The sequence below is a fragment of the Streptomyces celluloflavus genome (assembly GCA_000720995.1).
In the GTDB taxonomy this organism is placed as follows: domain Bacteria; phylum Actinomycetota; class Actinomycetes; order Streptomycetales; family Streptomycetaceae; genus Streptomyces; species Streptomyces celluloflavus.
Window position 1 is genome coordinate 1 of sequence record JOEL01000131.1, and the last position, 922, is coordinate 922.

The window sequence follows — 922 nt, forward strand, 5'->3', positions numbered from 1 at the left end:
CCGGTAAAGGCCACCACTGGGCCGCGGTGGTCGATGAGACCGGCGCGACCTTGTGGTCGAAGAAGATCGAGAACGACGAGACGGCGATCCTGACCGCCATGGGCGAGATCCTGGACCTGGCCGACGAGGTGTCCTGGGCGGTGGACATTTCCGGCACGGCTTCCGCGCTGCTGCTGGCCCTGCTCGCAGCCCACGGCCAGCGGGCCGTCTACGTGCCCGGCCGCACGGTCAACCGGATGTCGGGCGCCTACCGGGGCGAGGCGAAGACCGACGCCCGTGACGCCTACAGCGGCCACAAGGGCGCGCTGGTGCTGCTGACCGGCTACCAGACCCCGGCCGCCCTTCGCCGCCGCGGCCGGGTCCGACTCACGGCCTGGCTGGCCAACCGCGGCGTCCGCGGCGCCGACACGGTCGCCGCGACCGCGCTGGAGGCCGCGCAGGCCCAGCACACCGCGCTGCCCGGCGAGGACATCGCCGCCCAGATCGTCGCCGACCTGGCCGCGCAGGTCCTGGCCCTGGACGACCGGCTCAAGCGGATCGACAAGCAGATCCGGGAGACGTTCCGCGCTCACCCGCAGGCAGAGATCATCGAGTCCCTGCCCGGGATGGGCCCGATACTCGGTGCCGAGTTCGTCGTGTCCGCCGGCGACCTGTCCGCCTACACCGACGCCGGTCACCTCGCGTCGGCGGCCGGGCTGGTGCCGGTCCCGCGTGACTCCGGCCGGCGCACCGGCAACTTGCACCGGCCCAAACGCTACAGCCGCCGCCTGCGACGAGTGTTCTACATGTCCGCGCAGACCAGCATCATCCGCGAAGGCCCGAACCGGGACTTCTACCTCAAGAAGCGAGCAGAGGGCTGCAAACACGTCCAGGCCGTCATCGCCCTGGCCCGCCGACGCGCGAGTGTGCTGTGGGCCCTGCT

General features: G+C 71.8%; 1 protein-coding gene. It reads left to right on the forward strand.

Annotated elements, in window-relative coordinates; all coding sequences use genetic code 11:
- The coding region (locus IH09_RS36190) for an IS110 family transposase (RefSeq protein ID WP_052861988.1) at window positions 1–922 on the forward strand (922 nt) is incomplete at both ends.